At 60.2% G+C, this 16,530-nt stretch carries 13 protein-coding genes and 1 pseudogene; 3 read left to right on the top strand and 11 right to left on the bottom strand.

Features of this window, described 5'->3' with window-relative positions:
* Positions 1–65: 65 nt before the first annotated feature.
* The 8 genes and pseudogenes from HWX76_RS19740 to HWX76_RS36715 all read right to left on the bottom strand — a co-directional run.
* Positions 66–464, bottom strand: coding sequence for a RidA family protein (locus HWX76_RS19740; RefSeq protein WP_089490480.1), 399 nt, complete (start codon positions 462–464; stop codon positions 66–68).
* A 109-nt stretch (positions 465–573) separates the two neighbouring features.
* Complete coding sequence (gene benD / locus HWX76_RS19735) at positions 574–1,350, bottom strand: benzoate diol dehydrogenase BenD (protein WP_124555871.1); 777 nt, start codon at positions 1,348–1,350, stop codon at positions 574–576.
* Positions 1,347–2,369: a benzoate 1,2-dioxygenase electron transfer component BenC gene (gene benC, locus HWX76_RS19730; RefSeq protein WP_176016223.1), complete on the bottom strand. Its 1,023-nt coding sequence runs from the start codon at positions 2,367–2,369 to the stop codon at positions 1,347–1,349. Before benC ends, benD begins: the two co-directional genes overlap by 4 nt.
* A 39-nt stretch (positions 2,370–2,408) precedes the next feature.
* Complete coding sequence (benB, locus tag HWX76_RS19725) at positions 2,409–2,897, bottom strand: benzoate 1,2-dioxygenase small subunit (RefSeq protein WP_050013942.1); 489 nt, start codon at positions 2,895–2,897, stop codon at positions 2,409–2,411.
* Positions 2,894–4,252: a Rieske 2Fe-2S domain-containing protein gene (locus HWX76_RS19720; protein WP_176016222.1), complete on the bottom strand. Its 1,359-nt coding sequence runs from the start codon at positions 4,250–4,252 to the stop codon at positions 2,894–2,896. Before HWX76_RS19720 ends, benB begins: the two co-directional genes overlap by 4 nt.
* Before the next feature lie 122 nt (positions 4,253–4,374).
* The gene (gene catA, locus HWX76_RS19715) at positions 4,375–5,325 is read right to left on the bottom strand and encodes a catechol 1,2-dioxygenase (protein ID WP_124593682.1); all 951 of its coding nucleotides are present in this window, start codon (positions 5,323–5,325) and stop codon (positions 4,375–4,377) included.
* Between the two features lie 50 nt (positions 5,326–5,375).
* Positions 5,376–6,512: a muconate/chloromuconate family cycloisomerase gene (locus HWX76_RS19710; RefSeq protein ID WP_176016221.1), complete on the bottom strand. Its 1,137-nt coding sequence runs from the start codon at positions 6,510–6,512 to the stop codon at positions 5,376–5,378.
* Between the two features lie 554 nt (positions 6,513–7,066).
* Positions 7,067–7,210 (bottom strand): annotated as a pseudogene (locus HWX76_RS36715) (ABC transporter substrate-binding protein); the annotation flags it as partial.
* 219 nt (positions 7,211–7,429) lie between these two features.
* Between HWX76_RS36715 and HWX76_RS19700 the strand changes: the two are divergent.
* Both HWX76_RS19700 and HWX76_RS19695 read left to right on the top strand, forming a co-directional pair.
* A complete protein-coding gene (locus HWX76_RS19700; protein WP_208458931.1) occupies positions 7,430–9,424 on the top strand; it encodes an AAA family ATPase in 1,995 nt (664 codons plus the stop codon).
* Between the two features lie 1,370 nt (positions 9,425–10,794).
* Entirely contained in the window at positions 10,795–12,306 is a 1,512-nt protein-coding gene (locus tag HWX76_RS19695) for a hypothetical protein (protein ID WP_176016218.1), read from the top strand.
* A 59-nt stretch (positions 12,307–12,365) separates the two neighbouring features.
* Here the strand turns inward: HWX76_RS19695 and HWX76_RS19690 are convergent, their stop codons facing one another.
* The 3 genes from HWX76_RS19690 to HWX76_RS19680 form a co-directional block, all read right to left on the bottom strand.
* On the bottom strand, positions 12,366–12,656 hold the full coding sequence (locus tag HWX76_RS19690) for a hypothetical protein (RefSeq protein WP_124592646.1): 291 nt from the start codon (positions 12,654–12,656) through the stop codon (positions 12,366–12,368).
* 232 nt (positions 12,657–12,888) lie between these two features.
* On the bottom strand, positions 12,889–14,313 hold the full coding sequence (locus HWX76_RS19685) for a radical SAM protein (RefSeq protein ID WP_176016217.1): 1,425 nt from the start codon (positions 14,311–14,313) through the stop codon (positions 12,889–12,891).
* Positions 14,314–14,348: 35 nt separating this feature from the next.
* Entirely contained in the window at positions 14,349–14,552 is a 204-nt protein-coding gene (locus HWX76_RS19680) for a hypothetical protein (RefSeq protein ID WP_124592648.1), read from the bottom strand.
* 497 nt (positions 14,553–15,049) lie between these two features.
* Between HWX76_RS19680 and HWX76_RS19675 the strand changes: the two genes are divergently transcribed.
* Positions 15,050–16,519: a benzaldehyde dehydrogenase gene (locus HWX76_RS19675; protein WP_176016216.1), complete on the top strand. Its 1,470-nt coding sequence runs from the start codon at positions 15,050–15,052 to the stop codon at positions 16,517–16,519.
* Positions 16,520–16,530: the final 11 nt, after the last annotated feature.

Here is a 16,530-nt window from a genome sequence, read left to right as displayed (position 1 = left end):
GATGCAAGCGCCTTATCGTCGCAAGGGGGCCGCAAGGACGGTTCCCTCGCAACGATACCCGTCGATCACCGCCGCAGCACCGCCACCGCCTTGATCTCGACGATATAACCGGGCGCGCCGCCGAGCATGTGCGCGCCGACGGCCGTCCATGCCGGCCGCGGATGCGCATGGAAATAGCGGTCGCGCACCTGCATGAACAGCGGCAGGTCGCGCATGTCGGTGTGGAACGTCGTGAGGTCCACGACGTCGTCGAACGAAGCACCGGCCGCCTCCAGCACGTGCTTCAGATTCTCGAACGCCTGCACGATCTGGGCTTCGCGGTCTTCGACCCGCTGCATCGCGGCGTCGCGGCCGATCTGGCCGGATATGTAAAGCGTATCGCCGACCCTCACTCCCGGCGCATAGCCGATTTTTTCGTACACGGCCTCCATGCCGGCCGGGATGATCGCTTCGCGTTTGCTCATGAGTGTCTCCGTGACCGGGCTTGCCGCGCCGGCCCGTTATGTGATGGTCGTCGTGCGCCCGGCAGCGGCGCGTGCACTGTGAAGCACAGCAAATCGGCAGGCGCGCCCCTCAACCCGTATCCCCACCCGCGACCGGCAGCACCGTCCCGGTGATGTAGCTCGCCTCGTCCGACGCGAGGAACAGGATCGGCGCGATCTGCTCGTCGAGGCTGCCGTAGCGCTTGAAGTACGTCGATTCGGTCACCTGCCGCACGGCCTCGGCCATCCACGCTTGCTCCTGCTCGGTGTCGCCGGCCGCATTGCGCGGCACGCGGCGCGGCGGCGCACTGGTGCCGCCCGGCGCGGTGGCGACGACGCGGATGTCGTGTTCCGCATATTCCATCGCGAGCGCCGACGTCAGCGCGTTCACGCCGCCCTTCGCGGCCGAGTACGGCACGCGGCGAATGCCGCGCGTCGCATTCGACGAGATGTTGACGATCGTGCCGCCGCCGCGCGCGATCAGGTGCGGCAGCACGGCGTGACACGCATAGAGCGTCGGCATCAGCGAGCGGCGGATCTCCGCGTCGATCTGCGCCGGCTCGAACTCCGCGAACGGCCGCATCCGGATCGCGCCGCCGACACCGTTGATCAGGATGTCGATGCCGCCGAACGTCTTCACCGCATACGCGATCGCCGCATGCGCGCCTTCGTACGTTTCGAGATCGGCGACGAAGCCGGCCGTCTCGCCACCGGTCGCTTCGGCCGCCACGTCGGCGACGAAATCCGCGCGATCGACGAACAGCACCTTGCCGCCCTCGGCCGCCGCGCGCAGCGCGACACCGCGGCCGATGCCCTGCGCCGCGCCGGTGACGACGACGACCTTGCCGGAGAATCGTTGCATGGTCATGCCGCCTTTGCCGTGACGTTGGGGGTGAACTTCTCGTAGTGGAAGCTGTTCGGCTTCACGCCTGCATCGTCGAAATACTGGCGCACCGCATCGACCATCGGCGGCGGCCCGCACAGATACACGTCGACGTCGCCGTCGTTCAGCGCGTCGGCCGGGATGTGCTGCGTGACCCAGCCCTTGCGTGCGTGGTTCGACGCCGAATCGGCAACGACCGTCGCGAAGCTGAAGTTCGGCAGCTTCGCCGCCAGCGCTTCGATCGCGTCGACCAGCACGAGATCGAGATCGCGCGTGACGCCGTAGATCAGGTGCACCTTCTGCCGCGACCCGCTGCGCGCGAGCACGTCGAGCATCGACAGGAACGGCGCGAGGCCCGTGCCGCCGGCGAGGAACAGCAGCGGCCGCTGCACGTCGCGCAGATAGAAGCTGCCGAGCGGCCCGTGCAGTTCGAGCGTGTCGCCGGGCCGCGCGGATGCAAGCCACGTGCTCATTACGCCGCCGGGAATCTTCTTGATCAGGAATCCGACCTTCGCGTCGCCCGGCGCGGACGAGAACGAATACGACCGATGCTGGCCGCTGCCCGGCACACCGATGTTCACGTACTGGCCCGGCAGGAACACCGGCGCATTCGCGCCGACGTCGAGTTCGAGCACGACGGCCGCATCATTGTGCTGCTCGACCTTCGTGACCGTCGCGACAAAGCTGCTTTGCCCGGTCTTGCACGCGACCGACGACGTCGGCACAGCGATCACGCAATCGCTGTGCGGCACCATCTGGCACGTCAGCACGAGGCCGCCGTCCTTTTCGTCCTCGGTGAGCGCATCGTCGATGTAATCGTCGCCGAGGTCGTAGTGCCCGCTTTCCGCGCGGCACTTGCAGGTGCCGCACACGCCGTCGGAGCAATCCATCGGCAGGTTGATCTTCGCGCGGAAGGCTGCGTCGAGCACCTTCTCGCCGGCCTTGCAGTCGATGAAGCGGGTCACCCCGTCCTCGAAATTCAATGCAATCCTGTAACTGGACATCGCGTCACCTCCACTTCCTTTCATGGCAAACCAACGGCGTCAGACGTGATAGACGTCGAGCACCTGCCGGATGTAGTCGTTCTTCAGCACGATCTTCTTGTGCGAAATCAGCAGCGCGTCGCCCGCCCGGCGCAACGTGACGAACATCGTGCCGAAGAAGTGATCGGTCACGCGATAACGGTGGTTCAGCGTGTGGAAGTTGTAGCGCACGTCGACCTCGTCGTCGCGTTCGGCCAGCACCTCGACGTTCGTCACGTTGTGGCTGGTGCGCGGCTCGGGCGTCGATGCGCCGCTGCGCTCGGTCTTGATCCGGAATACGCGATCCTCGAGTCCGCCGCGGTCCGCGTAGTACATCAGCGAGACCTGGCGCTGCGGATCGTCGGTCGGCCGATCGTCGTCGTCCCACGCCGGCATCCAGTACGTGACGTCCTCCGTGTAGCAGGTCAGCCACGCGTCCCACTCGCGATCGTCGAGCAGGCGCGCCTCGCGATACAGCGCCGCGCAAATCGTCCGGTAATCGAAGCTCATGCCGCCACCTCCCCGCGTTCCTTCTTCAGCGCATCGCGCATCACGTTCACCCAGTGTTCGTGCTGACACACGAACAGTCCTTCGTCCTCGCTGCGCTCGCCCGAAATGCGCGGGTTCAGCCCCATCTTTTTCGCGTTCTCGTCCGGCCCGTCGATCCACAGCGGCGCGCCGCGCGACAGGTCGTTCCACATCGCCGTGATGCCCGCATAGCCGGCCTGGCACGCACGAAACTCCTCGAGATCGTCGGCCGTGCCCATGCCGCTCACGTTGAAGAAATCCTCGTACTGGCGAATCCGCGTCGTGCGATCGGCTTCGCTCTCGCCCTTTGGCGCGAAGCAGAAGATCGTGACTTCTGTTTTGTCGACGCCGAGCGGCCGCACCACGCGGATCTGCGTGCTGAACTGGTCCATCAGGAACACGTTCGGGTACACGCACAGGTTGCGCGTCTGGTTCACGATGAAATCGGCCTGAACGTCGCCGACGCGCGCACGGATCTCGTCGCGGTGCTGATACACGGGCCGCACTTCCGGGTTCATCGTCTGGGTCCACAGCAGGATGTGGCCGTGGTCGAAGCCGTACACGCCCGCGACCGACTTGCTCCAGCTGTTCGCATCGACCGCCTTGGTGCCGTCCTCCTTGCGGCGGCTCATCGTCGCCGCATAGTTCCAGTGCACGGTGCTGACGTGGTAGCCGTCGCAGCCGTTTTCCATCTGCATCTTCCAGTTGCCTTCGTAGATGTAGGACGAGGTGCCGCGCAGCACTTCGAGCCCGTTCGGCGCCTGGTCGACGATCTGGTCGATGATCACGCGCGCTTCGCCGAGGTAGTCCTCGAGCGGCAGAACGTCGGCGTTGAGGCTGCCGAACAGGAAGCCGCGATAGTTCGCGAAGCGCGCGACCTTCTTCAGGTCGTGCGAGCCGTGCGTGTTGAACTGCACCGGATACTCGGTCGTCTTCTCGTCCTTCACCTTCAGCAGCTTGCCGGTGTTCGAGAAGGTCCAGCCGTGGAACGGGCACGTGAAGCTGCCCTTGTTGCCGTGCTTGCGGCGGCACAGCATCGCGCCCTTGTGCGCACACGCGTTGATCACCGCATGCAGCTCGCCGCCCTTGTCGCGCGTGATGACGAGCGGCTGGCGGCCGATCCACGTCGTGTAGTAATCGTTGTTGTCCGGAATCTGGCTTTCGTGCGCCAGGTACACCCAGTTGCCCTCGAAGATGTGCTTCATCTCGAGTTCGTACAGCTCCGCGTTCGTGAAGATGTCGCGGCGGCAGCGGAAAATGCCGGCCGCCTTGTCATCCTGCACGGCGGTTTCCAGCAGGTGATCCAGTTCGTTGGCAGCGTCGATCGTGACGGACATGATGGCTCCTTCCATGCGCGTGCCGCGTCCTGCAAGCACGCTCGCATCGATATCGGTTGAATCTCGGGGGACCGGCCAGCAGCGGCGACGCACGCACGCGCGCCACCGTGCTGCCGGACTGGTTATGCCGTGGCTGAGGCGCGCAGGCGGTCGACGATCTGGTTGTCCTTGCCCTGTACGCGCGGCGTCAGCACGAAGTTGAATTCGATGTCCTGGTACGCATCGGTCTTCATGCCGAGCGCCGTGCCGCCGGTCTTGTCGGTCACGGGCGGAATCAGCTCCTCGCGCGTCGCATACGCGAAGTCGTCCCAGATCAGCGGATCGCCGTCGATGTTGAACTGCGTGGTCAGCTTTCGATGGTCATCGCTCGTCACGAAGAAGTGCACGTGCGCCGGGCGGTTGCCGTGTCGGCCGAGCCGGTTCAGCAGTTGCTGCGTCGCGCCCTGCGGCGGGCAGCCGTAGCCGACCGGCATCAGCGTGCGGAATTCGTATTGGCCGTCGGCGCCCGTCTTCACCGCACCGCGCAGGTTGAAGTCGCTCTGCTTGCCGGTCGGGTCGAAGTGCGAATAGAAGCCGTGCGAATTCGCATGCCAGCATTCGACCAGCGCGCCGGCCACCGGCTTGCCGTCGAGATCCTTCACCGTGCCGTGGATCACGAGCGGACCCGCGCCGTCGTCCGCGTCGAGGTCGATCTTCGCGACGCCGTCGCGCACCGGGGCGCCCGCCACGTACAGCGGCCCCTCGATCGTGCGCGGCGTGCCGCCGTCGAGGCCGATCGCCTCGTCCTCGGCATCCATCCGGATGTCGAGATACTTCTCGAGACCGAGGCCGGCCGCGAGCAGCGCCGCTTCACCATCCTGACCCAGCTTGTTCAGATAGTTCACGCCGGCCCACACTTCGTCGGGCGTGATGTCGAGATCGTCGATCGCCTTGAACAGGTCGCCGAGCAGGCGCAGCACGATCTGCTGCGTGCGTGCGTCGCCGTTCGTGCCGCTTCCGCCAGTCCCGCCCGCGTTCGATGCGGCCTTCAACAGATCCTGCACTTCCCGGGTATCGAAAACTTTGACGCTCATGATGCTGTCTCCATGTGTATTGGGGGGATGGCGGTCTTTGCCTGGCTCGATTACCGCGCGACTTTCGTCAGCCCGTCGCGGGTGAAACGCCTGACCTTGTCCTCGTCGAGCACGATGCCGAGACCGGGGCCGTCCGGCACGGTCAGTTCGAAGTCGCTGTAGTCCAGCGGCTGGGTCAGGATTTCTTCGGTGATCAGCAGCGGCCCGAACAGTTCGGTGCCCCACTGCAGGTTCGCGACGCTCGCGAACAGGTGCGCGGACGCCACCGTGCCGAACGCGCCTTCGAGCATCGTGCCGCCGTACAGCTCGATGCCGGCCGCGTCCGCGATCGCGGCCACGCGCTGCGCGGCGAAGAGGCCGCCGCTCTGTTCGATCTTGATCGCGAACACGTCCGCGCCGTGCTGCTTCGCGATGTCGAATGCGCTGTCGGGGCCCTGCAGGATTTCATCGGCCATCAGCGCGACGGGGAAACGGCGCATCAGGCGCGTCAGCGCCGCGGCCGACGCGACCGGCTGCTCGACCAGTTCGCAGCCCGCATCGGCCAGCGCCGGAATCGCGCGCGCGGCCTGCGTTTCGCTCCACGCCATGTTCACGTCGACGCGCACCGATGCGCGATCGCCGACCGCGTGCTTGATCTCGGCCACGTGGCGGATATCCGTTTCCGGCGCTTTCGCGCCGATTTTCAGCTTGAATACGTTGTGGCGGCGCAGGTCGAGCATCCGTTCGGCTTCGGCGATGTCGGTGGCCGTGTCGCCCGACGCGAGCGTCCACGCGACCGGCAGGCGATCACGGCGACGCCCGCCGAGCAGTTCGCTGACCGGCACGCCGAGACGCTTGCCGTGCGCGTCGAGCAGCGCGGTTTCGAGCGCGCTCTTCGCGAAATGGTTGACCTTCGCGAGCTTGCCGACGAACGCCATCAACGTCTGAACGCGCGTCGCGTCACGGCCGATGATCGCCGGTGCGAGGTAAGCATCGATCGCGAGCTTCATCGCTTCCGGGCTTTCCGGGCCGTAGGCCATGCCGGCGATCGTCGTGCCTTCGCCGATACCGGTCACGCCGTCGCTGCAGAACACCTTCACGAGCATCAGCGTCTGGCCGTGCATCGTGGCCACCGACAACTTGTGCGGGCGGATCGTCGGCAAGTCGACGAGACGGGTTTCGATGCGTTCGATGGTGGGGGAGGACATGGGACACGCTGCGTGGGGGCTGTTCATGGAACGGATTTATACGCGGCGGGGAAATCGGGCGTCCAATACTTTTGGGCGGGATTTTCGATACCTAATTGGTATTGAAATCACCCCCTGAATGCGAAATATTGCGGTGCGCCATACCTGTATTGGTTAGATAGGCTGGCTCGGAGGCTTGCTGGAGCGCGGTCGCGCGGGTATGGCATATCGCTTGGTCGGAGGGTGCGGCGCGGCTGGTCTCGGCAGGGGAAAACTGGCTGTAACCGGCGGACTGCCCGAGTCGATTAGGGTTTTCCTGACGAAAAAACGGTGGATCGACCGTCCGGCCCCCCCGGCTTTGGGCCCGATTTCTGCGGACGATCAGAATGACGTCGGTATGCAGGTGCCGATGATCGTCGCCGATGCTCCGCGTCCATCAGAAGCTGACGGCTACTATCGGCCACGACCGGTCATTCGGAAACTCACTAACCATGACCGCTTCGAGACACAGCGCGGTCACCTGTTGGCGCGGTCGCCTGCCGACCAAGCGCCGACCAATGCCTATGCCTTTGGCGCACCGCCACGCCTGCAATCCGATGCAGCGCCAGCGCTTCGCCGACGAAACCCGACGCCTTCATTTCTTCGACAAACGCTTTCAGCATCGAAGCCGCCTCAGGGCCACGGCTTTTCGGCGTACCCATTGGTTGCTGAATCGTGATCGCTCAGCAGTCTGATCGCCATGTTGACGTTCCTCCATGGCCGATCCAGCTCACGAACCACCCTCTGCTAGAATATCCAGCGACCTTATCCGCGCTTGCGAAGCGTAATCCGAGCGCGACTAATGAAACAACGCCCAATCTGAAGAAGTCGCGATACTCGGCGTTGCGACAACACGGGGAATACCAGGGGAGGCAGTTATGCGGCTTAAAAAAGCTCGGGTGACCAACTATCGCAGCGTTGTGGATAGTGGCTGGTTTGATATTGAAAGCGCCAAGACGATCATGGTAGGCCCCAACGAGGCCGGCAAGACCGCAGTGCTGCAAGCCCTTCAACAAATTAATCCCCCTGCTGATGTCGCCAAATTTGACGCATTGCGGGACTACCCACGCTCCAAGTACAACGACATCACCACTGGCCGTGTTGACCCGAAAGATTTGACCGTGGTCGAAGTTGAATTCGAACTCGATGCAGACGATAAAGCTGCCATTCCAGAGAGCATGCGCAAAGCGCGGTACGTGCGTGGTCGCAAACTGGATAACAAATCTTGGCACACCCTGCGTGATGCCCCTGCTTTGCCGACCTATGCGGGGATCGAAAAGGAGCTCACCCGCCTCTGCGCGCACATCGATGCGCAAGCAGAAGCCAAAGCACCGGGCGGGGTGCCGCCTAGCGCAGGCCTGACTGCTATCACGACTGGATGGACGACCACGACCGCAATCGAGGGGGACCGCGCAACGGCATTAAAAGCGTGGCTAGACGCCGCGTTGCCACTGATTGAGGAGGCCAACGAGACGGAAGAGAAGCGATTCGACAGCCTTGTGGCGGCTACGCGCGTCCATGTTGATCGACAAGAAGCGCTCAGCGTATTGGACAAGCGGGTACCAATCTTCGTGCTGTTTAACAATTACTTCCGGGTGAAACCTCTGATCCAATTGGATCATCTGGCGCAGCGACTCGCGACCAACGTGCTTGATGATAGTCAGTATGACTATGGCAACGTCTGCCTGCTTAAGCTGCTGGGTTTTACAGCCCAACAACTTTCCGACTTGGGGAAAGCTGTGCCACCGCCGGCAAATCAACCGGCAGCACTCCAAACGTACCGCGATCAGTTGGACAAGCGAAGCTACCAGTTGAATGCCGCCAGCGTGCAGTTGACCGACGAGATCCGCGCCGTATGGCGCCCACGGCAAGGACGCGCCGAAGCCGACAAATTGCGCATCGTTGCAGACGGCCAATATCTAAAGGTGGTCGTGGAAGACGACCTGGGCGTCGAGATCGAACTGCATCAGCGCTCTGAGGGGTTCCAGTGGCTTGTATCGTTCTTCGTGGTGTTTTTTGCCGAAGCGGCCGGGAAGCATCAGAACGCGATTCTTTTGCTGGACGAACCGGGGCTCTCTTTGCATGGCCTCAAACAACGGGAATTCCGTTCGACCATTAGTCGCCTCGCGGAAAAGAACCAGGCCATCTATACCACCCATTCCCCTTTCCTGGTTGGACCTGATGAGCTGGATCTCGTTCGGGTGGTCGACATGACTGAACGCAGATCCGGAACGAAAGTCCACACCACAGTCATGTCAGGTGACCCAGCAGCCCTGCTGCCCTTGCAAGAGGCGCTAGGGTACGACCTTGCTCAAAGCCTTTTTACCCAGGAACGCAATCTGGTACTCGAAGGCCTGACTGACTACTGGTATCTCGATGCCACGTCGGCATTGCTGCGTGCAGCGAACCTAACCGCCCTCAATGAGAAAATTGCGCTGGTGCCCGCCGCCAGCGCCGGCAAGGTAGTATATTACGCGACAATCCTCTACGCGCAGCAGTTCAAGGTGGCCGCATTGCTCGACTCTGATTCAGCCGGAGATCAAGCTGCACAGCAGGAGACGCTAACGCACACTTTGGGCAATAAGGGCATCCTACGGACCAAGGACGCCTATACCGGCCTGGTCGCCAATCCCGAAATCGAAGATTTGCTACGGGACACGTTAGTCGCGGTTGCCAAAGACAGTCTGGGCATCGACGTGACAGCGGAAGCGGCAAATCAACCTGGACGGCCCATCGTCGATCTGCTAAGCGCCGCGAATAGCTCGTTCTCCAAGTATAAGCTTGCCAAGGCCTATATTCGTTGGACACGTGACCATACAGCGAACGACCTGTCATCAGCGGAACTGGCACAATTCCAAACCTTGATTGAAAAAATCCACAAGGCGTTGAAGTAGGTCATCGGTCTTGAGCCGAACTATCGCTTCCCTCGCTGCATGTTTTTGCCACTGGCACGTCGGGCGGTCGACGACGAACTACTACGTCTCGCCGCCTTGATCCGCACACTCCTTGCTTGACACTCTCGCGCCTACCAACTGCCAAAGTCGCGAGCGGGCGGAGGATGTCGATCCGCCGCACGCGTGCTTCACTTCAGGACCAGGCGAACGTTAGTTCTCCTGACCTGCCCCCACAAACAGGGCCAGCTGGAGTCTAGTAGGGGGGGCGAACAAGGTAAGCGCTTATGCTCTGCAGGGCATAAACGCTTACCTTGTTCATACCCCCTTACGCTGACCATGGCGGCGTACAACCTGACACGCCTGCGAACGTTGGGATTCGTGCGTCCGGCGAGCGCGTGATGAAGAATCGGGCGGGAAATGTGCTCGCCAGACCGATTTCACCGCCAATTCGGGGGCGAATTCGGCTCGATGGAACGCATCGCGAAGCCGTTGAGCGAATTCATGCCATCTGCGGGAAACGTCCGAGTCCGGTCGATGGGTATTTCAACGGCCTGTTAAGAAGCCCGCTGACGCCTATTTCGAAGAGCTCGGCGGGCCCGTTTTCGGCACTCAAATCTCGCTGAGGCCAATCGAACGAACTGGCCGCCATACCTAAACAACGACAACAGTGCCGTGACTGGCAAGCGGGCTGCGCCACAGCGTCCACGCAGTCGGTTCACACCGTACCCATTGAGCCGACGTCGACGGCAATCGCTTGATTCAAATCACCTTTCAGCGCAGCTTGGCCGATTTATTTAGCTACTCAAGATACTTGCCAGAAGTGTGGCGCGAAGTGAAACCACTTTCAATTAGATGTCGAAATGACGTAAATTACTTCTGCCACGCAGCACATAGCCTGAATGGAAATGAAATTGAAAAAATAGGGTATTGAAAATGTCATCAACAAATGTATATGTAAGCACAGATTCGATAGCTGTTTCCATGCAGCTCACCCGATGCGGACCAAACAACTGTCGATCTGATCTCGCTGTTGCTAAGCTGGAGCCGAACTCGAATCGCGTAAGCGTGTTAGGAATAGGACGAAGCGATCTAGGCAACGCGATGCTAGATCTCGCGTTTTTCGCAAATGGGTCGTACATCGCATCCCTTGGCGTTTTGGTTCGCGGAGAAACGACAGCAGATAGTTTTAGCAAAGGAATTTGGTGGCGGTGGAGAACGTCGGCTGGAGAAATATTCAACTGGACTGACGATCATGACCCCCACGAGACAATTGTCAGCATCAATTCGGAAAATATTGAATTTTCAATTTGCGGAGAAAGTTCATTTCTTGGTCGAGATGATATTGCTGTCAAAATTCGGAGAATTCGCTAATGGGTACGAGCTTATACGTCAAGAATGAGTCATCGTCGGACATTGCCGTCAAGATAATCAACCAGGGTCCATCGGATGTCTACAACGAAAAATTTGTGGCCAAAAATTCGACGATCCCGGCCGGCAAAGAAGTCGAGATCGTCGAGGTCATTCGTGGCTTGACCTACCATTTTCGATATCCGATCGACACTACCGAGCTTCAGCTGTCTATCGACGGCCACTTCATCGGCGCAGTCGTCATCATGCTGAGTTGGCGCGGCGAGCCAGTCAAAAGCGAAATCAAATGGGCACTTCGCGGCGCAAGCTCCGACATTACTGAGTTTGCCGACGACGATGTCCCGCGGCATATTTCATACCGCACATCACGACATCAGGTTTCGGCTTCGATCGTCGGAGAGTCGCATGGCCTAGGTTTGTATGACGCAAAGGTAGCTATTTCAGCGACACCTTTGGGACAACAAAGTGATATCACTATCGACATCAATTTGCAGGATAGCCCATTTCGCAAACCGTGTTATTCCATTTCGATAGAAAACGGATTCTTTGAAGAAATAGAATCTGGCACAAAAACAACTATCCGCAAGACGGTTATCGCAAACGACGGAGTTACGCTGCACGCGAAGGCATTCTGCGCGGCTGGCGCACGTATTCGCGCATACACCGACGAAGGAGTCCTGTTCGACGTCCCACTGAATGGGCTTAGCGGCGAATCTCTGAACCTTTCCCTTTATTCTCGGCTGGCCCCAAATGCCACTACCGAGATCGAAAGCGAGGAAATTCCTTTCACGCTTATCTCCCCTGCGGGAACGGCACCGACCAGCATTGGAAACCTCCGAATTCTTTCAGGCACTGACGGAGACGGTGAATCACAGGAATCAGAGATCGATCTAAACAATCCTGAGCAACGATCGACCGCGCTAAATCTGTTCGGTGGAGCTTTAGCTTACATCACCGAACACAGACGATATATCTGGAACAGCTTTAATCTCTGGAATTCCGGCGAGCTTGTTAGGGTCAACCTTCGTCGAACGAGAGGCGGGTCCGTTCGGGCCTATTTTTCTGGGTTTCACCGAAACAACCCTGTTTTTACCGCCGGCGGATTCGGAACAAGCAGTACTCGATTTGTTGCATTGATGAATGGCGTAGGATCGTTTCCCGGTGCGGTCAGAGCTATACAGACTGGCTTACTCCCCCATGTATCTTCGATTGCATTAATGTCGGCACCCACGGCTTACGAGCTGATTTCTGATTGGCAGACTGGATCGGAAGTCAACTATAGCAGAGCGGCAACCAATCTTGCCGCCAGCTACGGAAGCTATCAGCTCGGCAATATGGCGTCGATTTTCTTTATGAGCTCCTTTCTCTCGCGCCTTGTGACCCCCATCGGGTCAAATCGCCCAAACCGAGTCAGCCTTCTGTATCTTTTGGGTATCCAATTTGGCGTCCAGCAAACATTTTCGTGGGCTCTAGATAGTTTTACAAATCGCCAATCGAACAATGATAAAAAATGAACGCTAGGTAGATGAAACGCCGCTACGCCCGTCAGGAGCGTAGCGGTTTTCCATTGATGTTACTCAGCCGAAGGGACGCTCGCGATCGCCTGATCGACCTCGCTTTCGGCGTAGCTCACTTTCATGAGCACCTCGCGCAGGATTTCGCGGGGCCGGCACTCCCCTTCGGGGTTCCCCAGCATCGCATTCCCCATCGCCTTGCCGAAGCGTTCGGCAACCTCGTAGGCGAACAGACCCGGATGACTGCTGTGGCACGTGAACCAGTCCCCCACCCGATCAACGAACAGCGCATGGCTGGCCGCGGCCTCAATGAAGCCGAGCTCGCCGTTGAACGCATCAAGATCGAACAAACTGTCGCCGAGCAGTCCGCGCGCCCCAATCGCGATATAGGGGTATGAACAAGGTAAGCGCTTATGCTCTGCAGGGCATAAGCGCTTACCTTGTTCGCCCCCCATTGACGGCCGTTCATTCGCACTCCATCGCGGACGTGTGGACGTCCGCTCCGTCCCAGACAACGGACGCGAGGACTACTAGCCCAATATCGCTAATGGAGTTTCGACGCGAGTATCGGTGGAAAGACCCTTATGGGCGGGAAATCGGATTGACGATCCGCGCAAGTACTTCCGGATGGTTTTCGGCCAACCGTACGAATATGCGGGTCGCCGCCTCATATTTTTTTCGCTTGTAGTCACAGAGAAACAGCTGCCTGTCTGCGCGATCAGGTTGCTTCTCGATTTCTTTCCCGACATGAAAGCATTCACCGCCGCATAGTGAACGCGCCCAGCATTCGGTGCAGTGTGACGTCTTCCCCGGTGCGCGGATTTCTGCGACGCGGACCGATTTCTGGGACTTATTGATGTCCTCAGGGAACAATTCGTAGGCCTCGTTGCCGAGATAGCGGTGACAGGCCTGCATGCGGCCGTATACGTCAAATGCGATATGGTTTCGCGTTGCTCCGCACACGACGTCCTTTACCCGGCCCAGTGCAAGGTTCGAAATTACTTCAGAAAACCATGCATGACGCACGATGCGGCCTCCGATAAAGTCACTCTCAATTTCGCTCGCTAAATCGTCAACTTCCGATAGAAGCTCGTCACGCAGAGATTCATCTACCGCGCCAACTTCAAACTCGTGAGACCCAGTGGATATATCGTTAAATCCTAGGTCTCTCAAAAATCGATACGTAGTTATCAGCCTTCCCGGTGTCAATTTATATGTCGCTCGAGCGGCCCGTAGTGGGTGCGGATAGTATTCGAAGAACTGATCGATATTGCGTTGAATCGCACCGAAGCTCCCGCTTCCATTCAGTAACTTCCTAGTCTGATTATGCCAGGCCGGAGGCCCGTCAAGGCTAAGTGAGACGCGGAGGTCGTTGCGAATAATGCTTCGCTTAACTCGTTCCTTTCCAAGGTTCAACCCGTTAGTTGTTACCAAAAGGATCAGCGACTTGTTATTCGCTTGTGCTTTTGCACGTGCAAATCTCGCTAGCTTATCCAATAACTGAGGATAGAGAAACGGTTCCCCGCCGATGAACGCGAGATTAACCCGATCTCCCACGCTTAATTGTCCTAGCGTGCACAGAATCTTCCCAATCGCGTCTTTGTCAATGTCCTGCGTCTTGCGAATCTCCGTCTCGGCTGCCTCCTGAAAATTGTAGCAGTAGGTGCATCGGAGGTTACATTTGAGTGTGGGGCTTATTGCAAGGTGGGTGATTGGTAGGTTCGCTTCGTCGAGCGGAAGGCGCTTCACGCTTCGGAGCGCGACAAGCTGTTTGGCCGCCGCAAAGTCAGATTCGCCGAATTGATCCAGAGCCGTGATTCGGCCGTCTAGTAATTTAGAAAGTAGCGCCCCGACAGGTGAGCTGATATTGAATATGCTATTAGTTGGAATGTGATACGCGTAGTTTTGGCCGGATACTTGCAGCATGCGAACGTCAACTGCATCTCTTCGTCTGTCCCAGACCTCGGAAAGCAGCGGATCTGATTTCTGATCGGTAGTCGGAAGCATCTCATTTTCTCCTGCGGACGCGCACGGGGCACTTTTCACGTCGAGCAAAGGCCGTCTTCGACTCCGCGCTCGCCACTTGGCCCACACCCGCAGGCGATAACTGCCTTAAGCTTTTCGACGTCCAGCTTGGACCCGACTCGTTGCAAGTCGTTGAGTGCCTCTTGCTTCTCTTTTTCGGTTGTCATCGTTGCAAATTTTTTAAGTACGTCCTTCAGTTCAGCTTTCAATTCCGGCGTCATGGTTGGCCTCCCGATTAGAAGAAGTAGATAAAGAATGAGCTAAGGCGCTGGAAAGTCAAGGAAGAGTGACGCTTATCGGAAATCACGCGTAAGCAATGGCGGCATTCATCGCTCGCGGGCAAGAACCAGCGGATGGCCGATGGTTCTTGAAAACGGTCGTAGTGCTTCCGAAGCCGGGTACGACCGCTCCGGGTCGATCACTGTCTCTCAGGAGAAGCGCGAGCGCAGGTTTGCGTGCCGAGCTTTCAGATATGGCACAGGTCTCGCCGCACCGGCAATACCTGCAGTGTGATCAGACGACACACAGCGCAATCCGCACCGCAACTGTCCAGTTTCCGCACACCGAATCGCAAACGCGCCCCACTCCATGCGCCCGCCGCGCGTGGGAAGAAACCCGGATACCCCCGTTTCGTGCCGCTCGCCTACTCTCGCGCGCACGCTGGTCGACGCGCAAGCAACACCCGATCCGGCCGATCCGAATTTCCCCAGGAGCGCAAATGGATAGCAACACCCCCGCACTGTTCGACACCGACATCTGGCGCGGCAAGACCTTCAATGGAAACTGGCACGCCAGCCCGCACGCCGCCGACGTAATCGAACCGGCAACCGGCAACGCGCTCGGCCGCATCGGCGTCGCCGACGCCGCAGCCATCGCCGAAGCATCGGCTACCGCACACCGCACCCAGCCCGCCTGGTTCGCCCTGCCCTACGACGAGCGCGCGGCCATCCTGCGCCGCGCGGCGGCCGTCGCCGAAACGCACTTCGATTCGATCGTCGACTGGCTCGTGCGCGAAAGCGGCTCGACCCGCGCGAAGGCAGCGTTCGAAACGTCGGTTACGATCAAGGCGCTGCACGAAGCAGCCGGGCTGCCGTCGCGCGCGGCCGGCGAAGTACTGCCGTCGGCGGCCGGCCGGCTGTCGCTCGCGCGCCGCCGCCCGCGCGGCGTGGTCGGCGTGATCTCGCCGTTCAATTTCCCGTTGTATCTCGCGATACGCGCGGTCGCGCCGGCGCTCGCGCTCGGCAACGCGGTCGTGCTGAAGCCCGATCCACGTACCGCCGTGTGCGGCGGCGTCGCGATCGCCCGCGTGTTCGAGCTCGCCGGCTTGCCCGAAGGCGTGCTGCACATGCTGCCCGGCGATGGCGCGGCCGGCGCGGCGCTGGTCGCCGATCCGCACGTCGCGATGATCCAGTTCACCGGCTCCACCGCGGCCGGGCGCAAGGTCGGCGAAGCGGCGGGCCGCCACCTGAAGAAGGTATCGCTCGAACTCGGCGGCAAGAATTCGCTGATCGTGCTCGACGATGCCGATCTCGACCGCGCGGTCGCGAACACCGCGTGGGGCGCGTATCTGCACCAAGGCCAGATCTGCATGGCGACCGGCCGCGTGCTCGTGCAGCGTGCGATTCACGACCGCTTCGTCGCGAAGCTCGTCGAGAAGGCGCGAAGCCTGCGCGTCGGCGATCCGGCCAGCGGCGACGTCGGCCTCGGCCCGCTGATCAACGCCGCGCAACGCGACCATGCGGCGAGCGTGGTCGACGCGGCCCGCCGTGCGGGCGCACGGGTCGAGACGGGCGGCAATCATCGTGGCCTGTTCTTCGAGCCGACCGTGCTGAGCGGCGTCGCGCCGGGCAATCCGGCATTCGACGAGGAGATTTTCGGGCCGGTCGCGATCGTCGTGCCGTTCGATACCGACGAAGACGCGATCGCGCTCGCCAATCAAACCGAATACGGACTGTCGATGGCGATCCTGTCGGCCGACGTCGGCCGCGCGCTGAGGATCGGCGAGCGGTTGAACACCGGGCTGTTGCACATCAACGACCAGACGGTCAACGACGAAGTGATCAATCCGTTCGGCGGCGTCGGCGCATCGGGCAACGGCACGAGCATCGGCGGTGCGGCAAACTGGGAGGAATTCACGCAGTGGCAGTGGCTGACGATCAAGGGCGAAGCGCCGCTGTATCCGATTTGACGAGGAGACCG

Origin of the sequence: Burkholderia sp. BCC0398, assembly GCF_902833245.1 — a bacterium.
GTDB classification, from domain to species: Bacteria; Pseudomonadota; Gammaproteobacteria; order Burkholderiales; family Burkholderiaceae; genus Burkholderia; species Burkholderia sola.
This window is presented reverse-complemented; position numbering and strand designations above follow the sequence as displayed.